Below are 20,148 nucleotides of genomic sequence, written 5' to 3'. Positions count from 1 at the left end.
ATGGATGAAATCATCACTTATAAAAAATTGGGGATACATGCTTTTCCCTACCTCCATATTAGTTGAATAAGCAAATTGACTGCCTCATACAAAGGCAGTCACAATTGCTTATTTAAAACCCTCAAGCACAATTTTCCCAATGGTTTTTCCATTTTCTAGAATAGAGTGCGCCTTTCTCAAATTGTCTGCATTAATGGGATATAGAATTTTAGTTATTGTGGTTTTTAAAATATTACTATCCACTAGAATTGCTATTCTATTTAATAATTTATGTTGTTCATTCATATCTTCAGTCTGATACATAGATCGTGTAAACATAAACTCCCACACAAATGTTGCGCTTTTATTTTTAAGTAATGTCAAATTCATTGGCTCATCTGTTTCTACAATAGAACAAATTGTTCCTTGTGGAGCGATAGCCTCCGCCATATTGACCCAATATTCTTGTGTCGAATTCAAACATAGAATATAATCAACTGCTTCAAAACCTATTTTTTTTAGCTGTGGAATAAATTCCTCATAGTGATTGATCATAAAGTCTGCACCTAGTTCAGTAGCCCAAATGCGTGACTCTTGTCTAGAAGCTGTACCTATAACGGTTAATCCAGCCCATTTAGCTAGTTGGATTGCAATAGAACCTACCCCACCAGCTGCACCAATAATTAAAATTGTTTTATTTTTATTTTCGTTTGAAAAATGACTAACTTTCATTCTATCAAAAATGGCCTCATATGCAGTAATTGAAGTCAATGGTAATGCGGCAGATTCTGCAAAATTTAATGACTTTGGCTTATGACCTACAATTCTCTCATCGACAAGATGAAATTCGCTATTACAGCCTTGGCGAGTTATATCACCAGCATAATATACCTCATCACCAGGTTTAAACAATGTACATAGAGGACCAGCCTCGACGACAATGCCTGCCACATCCCACCCTAAAATTTTAGGAATTTCTTCATATTTTTCTTTCGGAGATCTAACTTTATAATCAACAGGGTTCACTGAAACAGCCTTTACTTGAATTAATAAGTCCCTATCCTTAGCTACCGGCTTTTCTATTTGTATATCTAATAAACTCTTTGCATCATCAACAGGTAAGTATTGATGTAGACCTACAGCTTTCATTTTTTCCATCATTAAAATTGCTCCTTTTCCATTCATTTTTTAATTCTTTATATCAGCTATAATAATACGATGATATATTTAATGTAAGTACACACATTTTTGTTGGATAGTATCAATTTGTATACTAAATATTTTGGAGGTTATCTTATGACAGATAATAGTAATTTAACTTTATATACTGCTTGTCCGGATGCCTATGGATGTCCAGTTGAAGCAACACTCGCAGTAATTGGTGGTAAATGGAAAGGTGTGATTTTATATCACCTTATGTCAGGGACGAAGCGTTTCAATGAATTTAGACGTTTAATGCCCGATATTACTCAAAGAATGCTAACGTTACAACTTCGTGAATTAGAAAAGGATGGCATAATCCATAGAGAAATCTTTAAAGAAGTACCACCCAAAGTAGAATATTCATTAACTGAATTCGGTCGAACACTCGAACCAATAATCAAACTGATGAGAGATTGGGGGGAGCAGTATAATTTAAAAAAATAATATCTTCTTCGAGTAACAAAATATGTAAATATTAAAAATAGGATGCAGCCGTAAAATGAACAAGAGCCGTTAATGCTCTTAATTCATCCCAAATTTAAATCAGTGACCATTTGTTTTATAAAAAGCACGCTCATGTTGAGGGTGCTTTTTTCCGTTTAACCACCCTATTTTTCAGAATTATAATTATGAATTTTTAAGAAAGACTTCCTTTAATAGTAAATACACTATTAAGAATAATAAAGTTACTATGCCAATTTCATAAATTATTCTTATCATATCAAGCTCATAAATTGGATAATAATCATCAACTTGGAATTCCTGCGTGTGTAATTGCCATAAAGGAACATACCTTTTATCATAAAATTCAAGATGTGGCCCCCACTTTAATGACACAGGTACGTACAATATACCTATACAAAAAATTATACTGAAATAGCCAGAAAGCAAAATTTTCTTCAAGATACCAATCCCTTTCTTATATATGTAATTATTAGTTCCAACATCTTTAGCTTGTACCTCTCCATCGAAAGGTAGGTGGAACAAAAATCGGAAGTGAAGAATTAAAAAAATACCCATTACGGAGAATGACTTAGGGTCTTGCTGGTATAACGAAAATCCCCCCTATAAAACCTTCTTTATAGATGATCCTGATACCTTTAAATTATCAGAAACTGTTAGATAGATTGATGGAACTTTTGGCGCCTCTAAAATCGGGTTCTATTTAAAGTTGGAATATTCTGTTAATTGAGTATGTATTTTTTACAACTCCACAAAGTTGCTGTAGATACTGGTTCTATACCAAACACAACACAAAAAATCCCACGGAAAAGCAGACTTCTTTTCCGTAGGATTCTTTTATCATTAATTGAATATCATGTTGTACTTATAGTAGTGATTACCCACCCTATTATTATAAAAAATGAACGAATGTGCTCCAAAGATGTCAAGGTCATAGAATAGTTAACGAAACTCCTGGCGCTAACACTTTAATAAGCGGATACATTTTGCAATGGTTCCTGTCCAACTGGACGTTTCTATGGAAGATTAGAATGTGCTTTTTTTTACATTAAAGATAAACTGCTAAAATCGATAAAATGTATCTTCACTATCTGCCATTGGAGGCCTAACGCTTCACTCTTTAACATATTCTAGAATAATGTTTTTTAGACAGAATTCGTCTTTATTCTACACAAACTGTATTGACTTTATATTTCCCTTATATAATACTATTTTTAAGTATGATAAATCTACCAAAGTTTTAGTATGTTATCCAGTAGTAAAGCCTCTATCCATTATATATCGATTAACTTTATTCCAGATTTTTGAGCTTGCTTGAATTCATTAGAGATTTTACATTTAACTATCAACGAAGAGGCTAAACCACTGAAACTTTGGTATAGGGGGAAAAAACATGAAGAGCATTAAAAAGCGGTTACTTTTTTTCACACTGGGATTACTATTAGTAGCCTCCATTGTTAATGCGGGCTTAGCTGTATGGATTGTTAATAAAAAGAGCCAAGAAGTACTAATAGAAAAGGCTCAAGAGCAAGTTTTTGAAATGGCTAAACAAGCCGAAACAATTTTAAATGCTGAAACAGATCCAATACCTGAACTACAAAAATTAGTTGATACAAAAGTACAACAGGACAATGTAACATACGCCATTATTATTGATAAAAATGTCAAAGCTGTTGCACATAGTGACTCAAATAAGTTAAATAAAGTCTATGAGGATGACTACACAATAGAAGGGGCCACTAAAGGGGTAAAACAATTTACAAGATGGTATGCCGAAGTTCAAGGTATATGGACGTATGATATTATGGAACCTATTTACCGTAATGGTGAGCTTTATGGTGTTATGGACATCGGAGTCCCTGAAAGTGGAATCAAATCCATTATTGAACCTGTTCTAATGTTTCAAATCATTATTGGCATTGCTAGTTTTTTAATTATTGGTAGCTTAATGTGGTGGATTATTGATCGTATCGTTAGAGCACTAAAAAGTTTAGAAAATACGCTACAGCAAACCGCAAATTTAGATTTCCATGAAAGTGTGGAATTAGTAAAGCTATCGAATCACAAAGATGAAATTGGACAAATGGCTCAAGGCATCACAGCCATGCGTTCCGCCCTTAGAGATATAACGGTTAATATTCAAAGTACAAGCAATGAGTTAGTAGAATCATCTACAACACTTTTACAGATTGCAGATGATACTGTACAAACAACGGATGAAATTGGTATAGCGATTAGCGAAATTGCTAAATCCACTGAGGAGCAGGCATACGATACCGAAAAAGGAGCCGAACAATTAGAACAGCTTTCAAGCAATATTGACCGTGTATTTGAGCATACTGAAAAAATTGCAACAATGACAGCTCAAATTGATGATTTAAGCAATCAAGGTGTAGATACAGTTCAGCAGCTTTCTATATGGTCGGAAAAAAATCGCGATTCATCACAGCAAGTTAGTACAATTGTTCAAGAAGTTGATAAAACATCTTCAGACATTTCGAGTATTGTTAATACAATTACAGAAATTGCTTCCCAAACAAATTTACTTGCTCTTAACGCTTCGATTGAATCTGCTCGTGTTGGCGAAGCTGGTAAAGGCTTTGCAGTTGTTGCTGATGAAATTCGGAAGCTATCTGAGCAAACATCTAACGCAACAGAAATTATTAAAAGTAAAATTACAGCCATTCAAGCGATTTCGAAAAGTGCTGTAACGGAAATCAAAACTAGCATTGAAATCGTTGAACAAAATGCAAAGGCAGCTACAGACACTAGCAATATTTTCAATACAATTAAAGAGGCTTTAGATCAAACAATTGAAGTTGCTCGTGATGTTCAGCAGCTTTCATCTGAAATGAATCAGAGCAAGGAGAAAATTATTAGCTCTATTCACAATATTTCTGGGTCGGCAGTGGAAACATCTGCTGGAACAGAGCAAGTCTCCGCATCTGCACAAGAACAATTAAAGAGTATCAACATCGTATCAGAAAAAGCTCGTGACCTGAATTTATTCGCGGAGCAACTAAGAAAAGAAATAGATAAATTTTCACTGTAAAACATTATTCAAATAAAGGTATTGTAGCTCGAATCATTGCGCAAGGCACATGTTGAAGTGTCTTGCCAATGTTCGGGCTTTATTTTTATGTCGCTCACTTACAGCAGGTTATGTATATTATGATTTCTAAAACTTTGTTCAATTTTGCTTTAAGTAGGCTAACAATGCGATTGCCCATCCCCTACGGCAAAATATTAACTGACGTAATGAACAACCTAATAAACCCCAATTTTTAATTTTTTTGTTTTTTAATCGATGCTGTCATGCCACTTAATTTATGGAAATGCACTATCAATAACATTCATTCGAAAAAGATGAGATACATGTATCTACCCTCATGGATAAAATCATCACCTTAAATTCATTTGAAAAATCTTATGAAATCAAATCATGATGATTTTGGGGTACAATTTGGGGTACATACTATTCCTTACCTCTCCCCTCAACCTTTCATGTTATATTTAATAACTTAATACACTACAACAAACATTGATATATCAACGTTCCCCCACAAAAAAACACCCGTTTTGTAAACGAGTGTTTCGAATCTTTTATGACAACTGTTTTTTTCAAAATAACAATTAGGTTGCCCAATGCCATCTAACATAACCACCACCGACATCATTTGTTTGTTTTGGAATACTACATCAAATTTCTTTATTTCATAAAAACACCTCATATGAGATGTTTAGTTTCTTCAGTCTAATAAATCGTAAATCTATATTACTGCTCTAAAACCTCTTGGATAGATTGTTCTAAAATATCCATTGCCAGTTCTAATTCATGTTCCTTAATGATAAGTGGTGGAGTGAGAGTAAGCACATTTCCTTGGGATACTTTAAAACTTAATCCCTTTTCCATACATTTATACATAACTTGCTCTGCTTCAGATATAGCTTTTTCTTTCGAATTGCGATTTAATACTAATTCTACTCCGTATAAAAGACCGATTCCTCGAACATCACCTATAATTTCATAGTGCTCTTGCATCTTTTTAAGACGTATTCTCATATAATTTCCTAATTGATTAGCTTTATCAATTAATTTAAAATCCTCGATATAATTAAGAGTAGCCAATGCTGCTGCACAACCTAATGCACTTTTTTCATGAGTGTAATGACCGAGTGCAATATCTTGGGCAACATCAAGTTCTCCTTTTACAAGCATCGCTGCCATTGGAAATACGCCTCCACCCAATCCTTTTCCCAATAAAACAATATCTGGAATAACTCCAAAGTTTTCAAAAGTGAACATTTTACCTGTTCGCCCTAAAGCTGTTGGAATTTCATCAAAAATCAATAATATATTGTTCCTATCACAAATATTACGTAAACGTTGATAGTACTCTTTTGGTGGGATATGTACGTCTGTACAACGAACAGGCTCTAAAATAATTGCACCGATTTCATTTTCTCTTTCAAGTACATATTCTAGATAGTCAAGGGATTTAAATCTACCATTGACATCATCAAATAAACCACGATATGAATTGTAAGGAGCTATATGCAGACTCCCTGGCATTAGAGGGCCCATACCGTTACGGAAAAGTGCTTCTCCTCCAACTGAAATAGCGTCTAAAGATGCACCATGAAATGAATCCCACATAGATATAGTTTTAAATTTACCTGTTACCTTTCTAACAAGTTTTAAAGCCATTCCAACAGCTGAAGTTCCCCCAGGAGTCAACAGTACTTTATTTAAACTTTCTGGTGCAATATCAACTAATTTTTTTGCCAACTGGATCGCAACTTTATTTGTATAACGTCTTGGTGAGAATGGAAGAATATCCAACTGCTCTTTTACTGCTTGGATAACATATTCATTACCATAGCCTATTTGATGAACATTATTTCCATGAAAATCCATATACTTCCTTCCATCTATATCCTCTATGTAAATTCCATAGCTTTTTTCAATAATATTTAAACAAGGAGTAGAAAGAGATTGATGTAAATAATACTTAGAGTCATCGTTTAAAAACTCAAAAGATTCTTTGCTCAAATGTTTTTCTTGCCATAAAGAACGAGTTTTTGTTAAATTAATGTCCCCCTCTGTTCTTAACACTTCAATGTTTTCTTCCATTATTTCTTCTCCTCCATTATAGGTAATTAATTCTTTTACCTAAACAAAATAACATTTGTTTTTTAAATAGATATTAATATCTTGTAAATCTTTTCACCTAATCACATTTATACGTAGTTGTTGGTTGTGAATCAAGGGTGAGGAACTGCCCTATACTTACTTATCAGGGCAAAATAAAAAACCACTCAATGGAGTGGTTAAAAATTTTTAATATAAGATTTTGCCTAAATGAAATAAGCGTTAAATTTCTAAATTAAAATTGAAGCTTTTTTTCGTAAAATGACTATTTTTATCTTTTCCATAGTCAATTTTATATATTTGGTATAAAACAGCTTTTGAATCTATTATTTTATTGTGGTGAATCGATAAAATAAATATATTAGTAGAACTATATACCATAGGTACGTACTAACATGCCATTTAATACTTTTTATCTAGCTATAGCTAAATTTAACTCGAACAATTATTATCCTATCATTTCCAGCAACGCCATTTCAAGGGGGGATTACTGCCAAATCCTTGGTGGTCATATTCCAATTATATGGCGCGCAATTCTTATCACGCCAATTATTTCGTCATTCACTGGCGTGAATTGGCGTTGTTTTATCCCTCATAAGCCAAAAGATACATTTTTGCTAAATCCAAAGTAAAAACTTAAAATTATTTCTCCTACTTGTCCCTCTCCCTATTACATTCAGCATTAATAAATTAATGAACTAACACAAACATTGATATATCAACGTTTTCCCACAAAAAAACACCCGTTTTGTAAACGAGTGTTTCGAATCTTTTATGACAACCACTTCGGTGGTGTGTTTTTTTCCCAATAAATATCGCCTAGGTTATAATGTGCCATGAAGTTGTCCTCGACACTGTGATAATGGAAGTTGTAATAATAGCCTTCCTGTGGTCTTTTTTCTGTACGTACATGGAAGCGGATTACATCAGCTCCTGTGTCGGTGTTGATCACGTTAAAAATTTTCTCACCATAATTACCACTTGGCTTTTCTGAGATGGTTAAAGATGCTAAAGCTTGCTCGTCCAAACTAGCGACAGTCATTGCAATCGCCTCCTCCATTTTTGGGAAGATGATGTTGTCGAATTCATGGCTAATTTTTGGACCAATTTTAGTACCAAACTTTATGTATGATTGCTCTCTCGCTGCATCCATAAGCAAGGCATTATAATCAATTTCTTCCTCTTGGATATGAACCTGCTCGTCCCTACTAAGATCAGGCTCAGCAGCTAGAGCCGTGCTTGTCCCTGATGCAGGACCAATAGATGCACGATTCGAAGGATTTTGATCAAATGCTTCCCATATTTCATGCGTTGGCGTAATTAAACCAAATGTTAAAAACGCAACCATTATGACAATACTTTTTTTAACCCACGTTTTCATTCAGTATCACCTACTCTTTATGTACAAATTGGTAATTCTCCTATTATTATATACGTTCTCGCCATTAAAAGGTTTCATATTTCTATAATTCATTGTACAATATTTATGAATAATGTGTCGTTTTTTAAAGGAGGTACAAAGCATGAGCATCGCAATGGGTATTGGTCTTTTATTAATGTTAGGTTATTTATCATCTTTATGTTTCACGGACTAATTTTTTTATTTTGTAATATGTACCCTACAAAGCCCTCAAAAGCCTGTTCTATGCAGCTTTTGGGGTTTTTCATTTATTCTTTACAATGCAGATTAACGCAAAGTAAATTTATGTAGTAATGCGTATTAACTTTTGGCTGCATTAACTGTGCATCCACCCTTCGCCTTTATGAGTATCGATTTCTGCATCAAAATTGGACTAATTTTCTCGTTTAATAAAGTCTCTTTTTCTTTGTGAACCGACTACATGCACGTTTAAAACATTGGATAAATCGTTTTAAAGGAGTTGTTTGTAAATACCTCAATCATTACTTAGAGCGGTTTTTATTTGTAGATAGTCATAGTAATGAAGGCACAAAAAATGACAGAAACATATCGTAGTGGACACTGTCGTATTTTTTATTTAGTAGTTCAATGACTATTGAAGATACTTTTAATAAAAATTAGAGCCACAGTTTAGTGACTCTAATTTTATGTCTATTCTTTACAAAAATCCACAAATTTTTTTGCCTGTATTAAGGACATATCGGTTTGCTCTCTCACAAACTTCACCGCTTTAATTTCACCGTCGGACTTTATTTTCTCTTTTACTAAGGCAATCAGTTCTTTATTATAGATTTTAGTATAATCCATTTTTCCGACCTCCTCTAATCTATAATACCTTATACGACTACTTTAACCATTTAGTTTCAAATATATATTAATACCACAAAAAGGCATTTTTAAAAATAAGGAAAAATCGATTGTAAGGGCTCATCTATACCAGATAAAACAACATTAAAATTTAACAGTGCCTTATGTTTTAAAAAATTCTAAGTATTTAAATGATCCAGTATGTCATGCCAATAGCTGTTAGAACAGCCACTCCAAAAGATCCCAGTACTAACCAGCGCGGAACATGATTAGTCTTCTTTATTGTCACATATTCTATCACTCGAACTACTACGTAAATAAAAGCAGCCGGCATAATAAGCGTATCAAAAGTAATAGGTCCATTCAATGCAATCATTAAAGCAATAAATAGCATCCCAAAAACTAATAATGACATGAATCCATGACTAATTGGATCAAAAATTCCACTTTGCGAGGTCCTAGGGTTCTTCATTTAAACACCTCTCTTATTCAAAGCAATAGGTTTGAACTCCATCGATACCTAAAATTTCAGCAGCCGCTCCTCCACCAATTGCTAACCAATCGCTAGTAGTTGATGCTTTAGCTAATAATTGAACAGTAGCTTTAACTCCGCCTAATCCTTTAATTGCTTTATAGGCAGCCGCTCCTGGAACAAATACTGCTGTAATGGCAGCTCCACATTTAGCTATATCCCAAGTTTTACCAGCTATAACCTTTATGTCGTCCCAAAGATCTCCCCAAAAACCTAATGGCATAATTTCATTTTCCCCAGATTTTTTAATAGCAACTAAATCACCATTCTCCTCTACTATAACAGATTTGACATCTGCTGAAAAATGAACAGGAGATCCAAGTTCTTCAAACATGTCATTTAAAACCGTTACTTCTTTAGCATTTTCTGCTAATACAATATTACTATCTAATTGATCTGTACTAAAATTAGGGTCAAATAGTGCACCTAAAAAATCTTCTTGTTGTTTCTCAGTGTCTAACCCTATTAATACTTCATTAATTGCTTGAAGTTGTGTCACCACTTCATCTGCAATATTTTGTTGTTCTGGTGTAAACTGTGAAATTTGACTCGCCTCTAAGCTAATAGTATCCTTTTTCTCTGCGGCAAATGATGTTGATGTGCCTATTAAACCGAAAGTCATAACTGCGCATGAAACTGAAAGTACTAATTTCTTTAAAACCATGATATCATACACCCTTCTAATTAAATTATAATGAAATAACGACAGAGTCATATAATTCTAGTCTATTGATGTTTTTAGCCTGTCAACCAAATAACTAGACTATTAAAATAATTACTTTCACTTACGCAAATAAACACCCTCAATAACCCATAACATTAAGTATCTAGTTACAGATTACAGCAACTTCAAAAATCAACCATTATAAACATAGATTTTTGATTTGCGTACCAATAATGGCTTTTTCATCATCATTTCCCCCCTTTGCGTTTAAGGATGTACTCATATTAATACAAATATTGTAAAAAATCATTTCGATCTGAAGTGAAAAATATAAAGATACTTATATTTACCCATTTAGCCTTAGAAATGGGTAAGAATAGGATATAAGAATGTTTCACTAGGAGGTATATGAATTATGAAGAGTGGGTAAATAAAAAAAAGCTCCCCTTTTACCTGATTCATAGGGAAGCAATTTTTTATACATATCATGTGAACAAGTGCCTTTGCTCATGGTAGACAATTTGATAATACAAAGAATTATTTAATAATTTAAAGAAGAATCCTGCATTCTTATAATGCGTGTTTATTAAATCCTTATTTTCTCCAACACGTTCATAACATTTTGCTAAATAATAATTATAGTGACCAAGAAAAGACATATTTTCTAATTTGACAGATCGTTTAATCCCTTCTTGTAGTAAATCTATTGCTTCCTTATATGACTTCATATCATAGAAAGTTTTGGATTTATTATAAATAACTCTTAATATATAAACGTCCCTGCTCATTTTTGGTGAAGTTTCATTAAGTAGCTCTAAATTGATTTTATTATAGTAAACCAATGCGGATTTATAATCATTATTCGTTGCATAGATAAACGCAATAGTATTACAAATACGTTCCTTTAAAAAATCTTTATCTAATATCACAGAGTATTTTGTTGATAGGAGCTCTTTTAAATTACGTATTACTTCATTGAATCGTATTTTCTTTAATTTATAAGAACTCAAATTTAATTGCCATTTTAAGAAATGGTTAAGCCATGGATCAACGGGTTCTGCGATTTCTTTTACCGCAATTTCATAAATTTGCTCATATTTATGTTTTGCTGTCAATTCTTCGAAATACATGACCAGCTGGTGGACTTGACTGTAATTATTCATAAACAAGACATGGAGGAAATAAGAAAATGGTTTTTTCAAACGGAGAGATAAGTAATAAATTGTATCTAAGCTTGGTAATATTTCACCCTTCTCAATTAAACTGATTGTCGGTTGTGTACATATTCCATCACTAAGCTGCTTTTGGGTTAGCTTTAAGTTTTTTCTAGTATTATATATTACATTTCCTAACTCTTGTATATTCATTTTCTAACACCTCTTTACCTTTAAATATATTTAAAAGGAGAATATCAAATGAAAAAATTAAAAACAGTATTAATTCTTGCTCTATTAGCTACGCTAATTGTTACTGGTCACGACTCAATTATTACAACACTAGATTTACCTTATGAAGCTTAAGAAATCCAATATATAGTAATTAAAAATTTTATTTCTCAGGACCCACTCATCGTTGAATTAAACCTAAATGAAAAACCATGTGCCCTCTTATATGGAAAGCGCAAGGTTTTTCATTTTTTTACAATTGCTTTTTAATACAATTCAGTTCATTGTAAAAATCGTAGCAGCACGTTGGACATTCTTCACATTCCTTATTAAAGAAATGTTCCCGATTGTTGAATATCGTTTATCACTTAAAGACCCTATAATTGAAGTATAGGAACGATAGAAAATGTAGTTTTAAAGCGTCAATATACAGGTTTTTATTCAGCAAACACACTTACACATCAAAGCTGTATAAACAATAATCAAAGGAAAATCCATGAAATGTTGGCTTAACAGCATTTCTCGAATTTCGATTTCTCTCCAAACTTTAATTTGGGAATGTTTTTAAGTTTATCTATGTATACGTTAAATCCTCTTTTCATTAAAGCACCACCCGTGTGCCTTCCTTGTAGGGCCAAGTTAGCACGCCATCACAGAAATTGAAAGCTGGTTAAGTTCTCGAGTTTAATTTCGTTATATGCGAGTTAACGGTGTTTCTGGTCGACTAGAGCAATACTTGCAAGTAGGATCACTACATGTTGATTCAGTCCAACTATTACATTTAGGACAAAAATAAGCATCAAAATCATCGTAATATAATAAATTACATTTGCATTTAGAACATTTATCTTGTTTCATTTCACCATAAAATTCAAAATCATCTATCATCACTTTGCCGTAGCCTTCTGTTATTTTCATAAATAACCTCCTTGAAATCAATTAATTGGTAATTGATTACCATATTAGAATATATTAACCATGCAATTATTTCAAATATTTTACATTTTCACCTTTCTACTTCGTTAAAGAGCGATTTGGAAAGCTTTCCTCGTAGCGTCACCACAGTAACCTGCAAAAATTTTTGAATTAAACTATTAATCTATTGGAGGGCATAATGAACACGAACAGAAATGAGGGCCCTATAAGCTATAAAAATAAAAAATTCTCTATTTATTCATTGGAAGAAATTGAAAAACTGCTTGAACATTTTTTATCATAAAAAAATTATCGATGATAGTTGTTTTCTATTGGCAACGATAGATGTATCTAGCACATAAAATTAAGCCAAAAAAAGTCGGTTTCCTGTGCGTTCAGGAAACCAACTGCTCAATCTAAACTGGTCTATTAACATATGATTTCTATAACCAAACTTTAAGCACATGCATTAGCCGTCCTTACTACATGCCTAGCCTCTTAACACCCACCAATTGCTGTCCCCTAAATTCCATTTTGTATATATCCGGCTTGGTTGTTTGTAGCAAAAAATCTAAATTGTACGTTTCATGAAAGTATCCCATCATCAAGGTCATGACTAATGCGTGAGTTCCTATTACTACTTTTTGTCCCTCATAAGTAATTAATAGCTCTTTTAAAACTTTTACAGCTCTTGTTTGACAATCGGTATTCGATTCTCCACCCTCTATTGCAAAATTGGGGTCCAAGAAGGATTTCTCCAATAGCGGAAATAATTTACTATCAGGTAATCGCTTTTCTTCTGAAGAAAAAATTCTCTCTTTTAATTCTTCACAAACGATCACTTCCTGACTCAATTGTTTAGCTAATGGCTCAACAGTTAATATTGAACGAGTATATGGACTGGATAGGATAATATCGATTCCTTCACTCTTTAACACATCAGCTATACTTTGAGCACCTAAATGTCCTTTCACAGTTAACCCTCTTGTCCGTTCATTTCCAACATACGGAGATTCACCGTGCCGTACCATATAAATGAACGTCGTTTTTCTATTATCAAATGCCACCACACTCACCTCGTGTATTATTTAGCTGGAATAATATATTAGATTAGATTCCAAAAATATATTCTTTATCCTTTTTTTAGTACCATTTTATAGAACGAATCTTAATGAAATGAGTTTCAAGAAATGTAATTTAACACCATCAATCAGCTTACATTGGTAATTTGATAAAGAATAAAGAGCTTTCTATTCGACTCGATCTGCTCCAGTTCCTATTCTAAATTAAAAATAAAGAGCATCATCCTTTTCAGGAATGATGCTCTTATAAAACCATATTTACGTATGTTCAGGGTCTTACTATAACTGATAACTGCTATATTATGCTCCAACGGCTTGTTTATATATACCCTAGCTTGTTAAGGAGACAATTCATTATTATCGCCAATTCTGCACGGGTTGTGGTTGCAGTCTTTAAAAATCACCTTTATTATCCCCTATTGCGATACCGTTGGAAATGATTTTTTGCATTAGCTCAGTAGCACATATCTAACAATTGGGGTGCAGCTCATTATTATTCGCAAGGGTAGTATTTTTATTGCCAAGCTTGCTCCTTACTATTCCATTGTTTAAAAAACTCTCCATCTGCCACCATGGCTTCATATATGGGATCGAAAAATTGCTTAACGATTCCTTTTTCTAGTATAGGTGTTACCTCTAATGTCAGACGATGTTGATCAAGCATTTCTTCAAGATAAGCCTGTAATTTACGACCTTCTATGTGTTGTGTTTGTAGTACCCTCTCTATATCCAATACGACCTTTGAGGTCACAGCTGGATATTGGTAAATGTCAAGCAGGGCTTGGGCAACTACATATTCAATTGGATATGTATAGAGCTCCGCTGGCTTCATGTCTAGCACTGATGGGGAAGTAATGATCTGTGGTGCGACTCGATTTTCTATAAAGGTTATTTTTAATTCTATGTATGTAGTGATAGAGCCCAATGTAGCTGGTATTTTCAAGTGAATACTCGTATCCATTATGATACTTTCTATGTCATTTTCGAAAAATTGAACACCGTCCTCTGGTATCTTAATCGAACAAATTTCTGCAAATGCCTGTTGAACTAAGTCGTTTTGATAAGCGCTTTGTTGGGCTGTAAGCGTTAGTTCATTTGGTGGCATCCCTACTCCTTCAGCCAATGTAAAGAATAAAAAATCCCCTTCTATGTAAAATTGATCATAATAGGATGATGTTGATAAACGGTTGAGAAGTCTTTCCTGACAATAAAACAGTATTAATTGCTCAATGCTTGCATTCTTCATTTCTGCCATTTTTGTTAATTGTGTGATTACATCTGCTGATTGTGTATTGATTTTCTCCATAAACTTCCCTCACCTTTTTGATTTTTCAGATTTTCAACTATAGAATTTTGACTTTTACTAAAATTCTTGCTTTCATTATTACTTATTTGTCTAGCATAGTAAACGGCAATGTATACCAGCATAATTTTGGCAACAAAAAAAACTGCCAGCAACTCATGCGACAGCGTTCATCAATTAGACAAGGGGCAGCCTCGCTCATGCGAAACTACCCCTTTAGTATTTATAGGTAACATTTTCGTAAATTGTAAAAGTCTCAACCCAATCATCTGGGGAATATTATCTTGAAACAATAGTTGTTTCATCACCGCGGTAAAATTCCACTGTGTGCTCTCTAACTTAAGCAACGCAAACCCTACCATCTTTTGCGTCCTTGCAGCCCCAAAGCATGCGCCAGTGTGAATAAGTATCTACAAAAACAAAAAGCAGAATGCCAGATTACTGAAATATGCCACCTAAAATAGCACGTTTCCAATTATAGCACTCTACATTAAAAATGTAAAGCACTAATTTAAAGTATGTTAGCACCATTCGAATTATAGGACAAAAATCAATTGAGTTCCTATATTGAATGGCATTCTTTTCTTGAATAGATGAAGGCACCACCTGATCCCATAATCATTACATGTTTACCGGAAGGAGAAAACCCACATTTTATAGCACCATCCAAACGCTGTATATCAATAGCTGTAGCATGGTTCAAATAGCTATAACGGGGTGTAAATAGATAATCGAGTACTACTGTTGCACGTGGCCACCACGGGTAAATGACTTCAACCTGCCAGCCATCCGGTGTCACATGTATCCCATCTCCCGCTTCCAAGCCAAAAATGGCGGTAGGCTTTTTTGATATCGGAGAGTGAAAAATTAAGCGGTCTTCACTGACACAGTCCTCCGTCAATTCCTTATCTCGTTCTCGATGAAGACGAAGACCCGTTATCGGTTCAGTAACACTAAAGCCAGACCCACTTATGAGGATGATATTTTCATCTTGATCCCATCCACATGCTAGGACACCATTGGCAGCAATTACCGTTTCATGTTCCCACGGACTCGGAGGCTTTGTAGTTTTCAAAGATTGTGCCTTGGCTAGTAAATCTAGTTCAAAAGGGGTTCTAATTTCGTTAATCGTCATATGGGATTTGGAGCCTCCTTCTTATTACAATCTAGTTAAATAGAGGCCTGTCTAAAAACAAGCCCCTACACTTCGAGAACACCATAATGAAACTTAGCTGTCACTCGCTCGTATTGCTGAAAATAATATTTCCTAAACCATTCTGATCGAAAATGGGCTTTCAGCACCACTCTCTTTTTAGCGACCCGCATCGCTTCTTGCACCCATTCATCGGTTAAATTAACATGCTCACCTGCTAAGCGCAATGCCTCGAAATTATTGGACTCTTCAATCACTTCTTCGAACATAGGATCCATATAAACGACATCAAACGCATTCGCTGGCAATTCTTTTAAATAACGGACTGCCTCGGCATGGACGACCTCGATTTGTCGCATACAGGCCGTTAATGGTAGCTCTGTTGTATCATAAGTTTGCATCCCTTGCCCCACAACGAAGGCCACATTTGGATTCGCTTCCAAGCCTACTATGCGCCCTGTTTCCCCGACGATATAAGCCGCCAACATGGCATCCGCCGCTAGCCCAAGCGTACAATCCAGCACTGTATCACCTAGCTGAAGCTGGGCAGCCTCTAAAAATGGCTCCGCCTCACCTCGAGCGATCCGTTTTAAGCGAAACGCCGCAGAATTAGGATGGAAGAAAAACGGCTCTCCTGCCCCAAAAGCATAATAATCATAGCGATTCTTCCCTGCTACTAGGATATTCGCCTGAAATTCCTGTGACATCTTCCAAACAGAGCGCTTTTTCCTCGGCTCAAACGCAGCTCCTAATGTTTGACATGCAAAAGCAGCGAGCGCCATCGATTCCTCGTCTGGTCTGCCCGCTGTTGTTACAATCGTATTTATTGCTCGCATGTTTGCTCTAGCACGCCCGTTAAATGAGCAACAATTTGCTCCACAGGGAAGCCTTCAATTTGTTCACGTGGAATAAAGTAAGCCAATTCTCCATCCTTTAAAATCGCCATGGAAGGTGAGCTTGGTGGCACATCTTCAAAGTAACCGCGCATCGCCGCAGTCGCCTCTGGGTCCTGCCCCGCAAACACTGTCACAAGATGATCTGGCTTCACTGCCGCAATCGCCTCTCGCGCTGCTGGACGAGCAAGCCCTGCCGCACAACCACACACCGAGTTAATGACTACTAACGAAGTCCCCTTCGTCTCAGCCATAAATTCATTCACCGCATCAGCCGTCGTCAGCTCCGTAAACCCAGCTCCCACCAGCTCCTCACGCATTGGTTTCACAACCTGCTTCATATATTCATCATAAGCGTTCATGCTTTTACCCTCTTTCCTATGTATTCGCAAACCTTATTATAGCAAGGTTTTGTATGAATGTACAAAGACATGCTTTTTGTTTGATTTCGGGGGTTTTCGGGGGGAATGTGACTTTTTGTGTAACGAGGGTTGGTTTGTTAATCGCTTGTTACAACCCCAAAAACGGAATTAATGGGTGGGATTTTAGTTATTGCGGCCATCACTCTAATTTAGAGAGGATTTTATAAGGTACTCACTTTCAATTGAAAAACTATCATTTTCACGATATGTTGCATCGTATCCGTTTCATACATAAAGCGATTAACAAAGATGATACATTGTCAGAACTAAAAGATTTAGCCTTCCGATTATTCTTCAAAATTTTCGGGCCTAAAAATTTTGTTTCGCCTGTTTAATCATTAGTAATACTAACTTTAACGTAAGCTTAAACATTATCTAACTTAGAGCTTAATAAATCCTCACTTGCATGACTTGTACCCGTTGACAAAAATCCGAAAATAGCTAGTGCAAAAATAGAATTTAAGATTTTTTTGAACATATTATTATCACCCTTTCTTTATTTTTTCCATATCAACACATAACAGACTGAAAATATATAATTTTCTGAAATTTTAACTAAAAAATAATTTATATATGATATATCCGACAAATATCAACAAAATTAACGCAATCGATTCTTTCCAACCCATACCAGTTAAATTCCCGCCAATTCCTCTATTAATGCCATCATTTAAAGAACCAGTAGGATTCTTTTTAAGTTCACTTTGTCTTAAACGTTCTCTTTTTTCTTCTGGTGTTTCCTTTGGATCCATGTGATAAACCTCCTAAAAAATTTTAATTTACTTATTTATAACACATATGGTTTTAATATTTATCAATTGGTAAACTATGGTATTTAATCACCTTTTATGAAATGTTAGATATCCAAAATATATTTTAAAATATATCCAGTATGGATCACCCTGAAGTTAAAACTGAAAATCTCACTATAATGTCCATCGGTGTTATAAATTCACAAAATTCCAACTTTTGTTTCACTAAGAGTGAAACAAAAATAACCTTAAAAAAGCCTTGGTCAATCATTATAATTTTATAAAAAAATAAAAATGTACAATTTGATAGAAAAATATACAGTACAAGCTATGGATACACTGAACATAGCTACTTTTTTTCCAAATGTGAAATCTATTTTTTTCTTAAATAGTAAATATAGTAAAAATGTAAAAATGAATAAAGATACTAGTAATGACGAAGGGAAAAAAATTTGGTAAGCCATTTTTTGTGTAGCTGTTATATCTCCTGGAAAATTTGAGGCTGCATAGCTTCGACTAAGGTCTATATAAACTTGACTTCCTAAAAACCAAAGATAAGTAATACCAACAGATAAAATAGTTAAAACTCCAATCAATATAAAAAACATTTACTATCTCCTACTTTAATTTATCTTATTATCTGAAAATTCATTAACCGATCAGCACTCTATATGTTACAAAAGGATGAATTTTACAATGAAAAAATATCATTTTTCTATGCTATTCATTTTATTGATTAGTGAAGGTACAGTCTTTGATTCTTTATCTATCGACGAAGAATTTATAAAAAAAATCCTGCAACAGGGGGTATTCCAAAGATTGGTCTTACTTAGATACTCCAGAAAATTCTAATTACAAAGAGATGTTCAAAATTATTTGTCTTCTATCCAAACAATTAGTTTACATGATACTATAGAAATTCAATTAAGTTACATACAAATGATAGATTGTGGATGATTTAAATGAAAGTATAGACGCATTTATAAGTAAATAGATGATGCTGAGTTAGCTGGACATAATTCTATAGCTATTACTCCATTCCATTATGAAGCACCCTAAAATTGATTCTGCAGCAACAAAAATAGTAGAGCAACATCCTCTGTTACTACCTTATAATCCTTGTTTGTTAATTGTAAGCTTGATAAATCTATAATTGGTACATTGTCAGGCTCACGTTTGAATACTATTACTTCACAGTTCATAATACCTACTCCTTTTTACAGATATTTCTACATAATAGGTTAAATACCCTTCTATCTAATTCAATTACCGATTTTTATTTCAATGTACAAAACATGTTAATTTGCCTAAAATGGTAAATAGTAGATAGATATATTGCGGTGGAAATGAATGAATAATTGTCCTAATTGTTTAGCCAATAATTCTTTTACGAAAGTATACAAAGATGGTTTAGTATTAATAAAGTGTGAGTACTGTAATACAGTTATAGAAGATAAAAAAATACCAGAAGATTGTTAATTCAGAAGTCCAGGATGAATTTGAAAATGAATATGGAGGCAATGTTAATGAGGGATATACTCATATTAACGGATTCTTATTTTTGGTACTCTCAGCTATAAGTGTATTTTCGTACATGATTTCTTTAGATAACATCGAAATTATACACTGGCTTATTATGTTTATGATTGGAATAGTAATTCTACCTTTCGTTATATTTTTCCTTTTTTAAGCAATAATTTGTGAAAAAATACCCATTACTAATTTAGGTAACAGGCATTTGTTTTATCGTTGGGAGATTATAATTTTTAATCCCTCAAAATCACCACTTGTCATCGTACCTTGGTCGAATTTATCAAGTAAATGGCAATTTATCATCATCCTTTAGTTGTATTGGCTTGGTATTTCCTATTAGTTGGAATAATTATTTGACCTTCAATTCTGTACCTCTTCGGCATAATCCAAATTGGCTTAACCACAAAATGGGGATGATCAATATTACCTGTCCAATCTTCACCCTGTGCCTAGCTTACGTGCAATAGCAACTACTCGACTTACAATTGCAT

Annotated in this window: 18 protein-coding genes and 1 pseudogene; 3 read left to right on the top strand and 16 right to left on the bottom strand. The window is 34.0% G+C overall.

Features of this window, described 5'->3' with window-relative positions; all coding sequences use genetic code 11:
• Positions 1 to 108: 108 nt before the first annotated feature.
• Positions 109 to 1,164 (bottom strand): zinc-binding alcohol dehydrogenase family protein, encoded by a 1,056-nt coding sequence (locus tag AC3CH7_RS15760; protein ID WP_012294273.1) that lies wholly within the window; start codon positions 1,162 to 1,164, stop codon positions 109 to 111.
• Positions 1,165 to 1,275: 111 nt separating this feature from the next.
• On the opposite strand from AC3CH7_RS15760, the gene AC3CH7_RS15755 reads away from it, so the two are divergent.
• Together AC3CH7_RS15755 and AC3CH7_RS15750 are read left to right on the top strand one after the other, a co-directional pair.
• Positions 1,276 to 1,626: a winged helix-turn-helix transcriptional regulator gene (locus AC3CH7_RS15755; protein WP_012294272.1), complete on the top strand. Its 351-nt coding sequence runs from the start codon at positions 1,276 to 1,278 to the stop codon at positions 1,624 to 1,626.
• Positions 1,627 to 3,037: 1,411 nt separating this feature from the next.
• Positions 3,038 to 4,696, top strand: a complete 1,659-nt coding sequence (locus tag AC3CH7_RS15750; RefSeq protein WP_012294270.1) for a methyl-accepting chemotaxis protein — start codon at positions 3,038 to 3,040, stop codon at positions 4,694 to 4,696.
• A 723-nt stretch (positions 4,697 to 5,419) separates the two neighbouring features.
• Here AC3CH7_RS15750 and pbfA read toward each other — a convergent pair.
• The gene (gene pbfA, locus AC3CH7_RS15745; RefSeq protein ID WP_036161519.1) at positions 5,420 to 6,778 is read right to left on the bottom strand and encodes a (R)-1-hydroxy-2-aminoethylphosphonate ammonia-lyase; all 1,359 of its coding nucleotides are present in this window, start codon (positions 6,776 to 6,778) and stop codon (positions 5,420 to 5,422) included.
• A 790-nt stretch (positions 6,779 to 7,568) separates the two neighbouring features.
• Complete coding sequence (locus tag AC3CH7_RS15740) at positions 7,569 to 8,177, bottom strand: YpjP family protein (protein ID WP_031417167.1); 609 nt, start codon at positions 8,175 to 8,177, stop codon at positions 7,569 to 7,571.
• Between the two features lie 447 nt (positions 8,178 to 8,624).
• Between AC3CH7_RS15740 and AC3CH7_RS15735 the strand changes: the two are divergent.
• Positions 8,625 to 8,756: pseudogene (locus tag AC3CH7_RS15735) on the top strand (IS1595 family transposase); the annotation flags it as partial.
• Positions 8,757 to 8,867: 111 nt separating this feature from the next.
• Here AC3CH7_RS15735 and AC3CH7_RS15730 read toward each other — a convergent pair.
• From AC3CH7_RS15730 to AC3CH7_RS15670, 13 genes are all read right to left on the bottom strand, one after another.
• The gene (locus AC3CH7_RS15730; protein WP_012294197.1) at positions 8,868 to 9,023 is read right to left on the bottom strand and encodes a hypothetical protein; all 156 of its coding nucleotides are present in this window, start codon (positions 9,021 to 9,023) and stop codon (positions 8,868 to 8,870) included.
• Positions 9,024 to 9,210: 187 nt separating this feature from the next.
• Positions 9,211 to 9,495: a hypothetical protein gene (locus tag AC3CH7_RS15725; protein ID WP_036161459.1), complete on the bottom strand. Its 285-nt coding sequence runs from the start codon at positions 9,493 to 9,495 to the stop codon at positions 9,211 to 9,213.
• 13 nt (positions 9,496 to 9,508) lie between these two features.
• The gene (locus tag AC3CH7_RS15720) at positions 9,509 to 10,219 is read right to left on the bottom strand and encodes a hypothetical protein (RefSeq protein ID WP_036161455.1); all 711 of its coding nucleotides are present in this window, start codon (positions 10,217 to 10,219) and stop codon (positions 9,509 to 9,511) included.
• 485 nt (positions 10,220 to 10,704) lie between these two features.
• Entirely contained in the window at positions 10,705 to 11,586 is an 882-nt protein-coding gene (locus AC3CH7_RS15715; RefSeq protein ID WP_207974148.1) for a helix-turn-helix domain-containing protein, read from the bottom strand.
• A 711-nt stretch (positions 11,587 to 12,297) separates the two neighbouring features.
• Positions 12,298 to 12,522, bottom strand: a complete 225-nt coding sequence (locus AC3CH7_RS15710; protein WP_031417169.1) for a hypothetical protein — start codon at positions 12,520 to 12,522, stop codon at positions 12,298 to 12,300.
• 479 nt (positions 12,523 to 13,001) lie between these two features.
• Positions 13,002 to 13,550 carry a histidine phosphatase family protein gene (locus AC3CH7_RS15705; protein ID WP_488381643.1) on the bottom strand — a complete coding sequence of 183 codons (549 nt, stop codon included), beginning with the start codon at positions 13,548 to 13,550 and terminating at the stop codon, positions 13,002 to 13,004.
• Between the two features lie 565 nt (positions 13,551 to 14,115).
• Entirely contained in the window at positions 14,116 to 14,907 is a 792-nt protein-coding gene (locus AC3CH7_RS15700; RefSeq protein ID WP_289449058.1) for a nucleotidyl transferase AbiEii/AbiGii toxin family protein, read from the bottom strand.
• 559 nt (positions 14,908 to 15,466) lie between these two features.
• Entirely contained in the window at positions 15,467 to 16,039 is a 573-nt protein-coding gene (locus tag AC3CH7_RS15695; RefSeq protein WP_488381498.1) for a hypothetical protein, read from the bottom strand.
• 65 nt (positions 16,040 to 16,104) lie between these two features.
• Positions 16,105 to 16,893 (bottom strand): class I SAM-dependent methyltransferase, encoded by a 789-nt coding sequence (locus tag AC3CH7_RS15690; protein ID WP_488381499.1) that lies wholly within the window; start codon positions 16,891 to 16,893, stop codon positions 16,105 to 16,107.
• Positions 16,881 to 17,312, bottom strand: a complete 432-nt coding sequence (locus AC3CH7_RS15685) for a BrxA/BrxB family bacilliredoxin (protein ID WP_012294187.1) — start codon at positions 17,310 to 17,312, stop codon at positions 16,881 to 16,883. The genes AC3CH7_RS15690 and AC3CH7_RS15685 overlap by 13 nt, the downstream gene beginning before the upstream one ends.
• A 611-nt stretch (positions 17,313 to 17,923) precedes the next feature.
• Complete coding sequence (locus tag AC3CH7_RS15680; RefSeq protein WP_200991191.1) at positions 17,924 to 18,124, bottom strand: DUF6366 family protein; 201 nt, start codon at positions 18,122 to 18,124, stop codon at positions 17,924 to 17,926.
• A gap of 278 nt (positions 18,125 to 18,402) precedes the next feature.
• The gene (locus AC3CH7_RS15675; RefSeq protein ID WP_036161453.1) at positions 18,403 to 18,732 is read right to left on the bottom strand and encodes a hypothetical protein; all 330 of its coding nucleotides are present in this window, start codon (positions 18,730 to 18,732) and stop codon (positions 18,403 to 18,405) included.
• 447 nt (positions 18,733 to 19,179) lie between these two features.
• Positions 19,180 to 19,326, bottom strand: a complete 147-nt coding sequence (locus tag AC3CH7_RS15670) for a hypothetical protein (RefSeq protein WP_171821088.1) — start codon at positions 19,324 to 19,326, stop codon at positions 19,180 to 19,182.
• Positions 19,327 to 20,148: the final 822 nt, after the last annotated feature.

The organism is Lysinibacillus sp. F12 (assembly GCF_057773605.1).
This window is presented reverse-complemented; position numbering and strand designations above follow the sequence as displayed.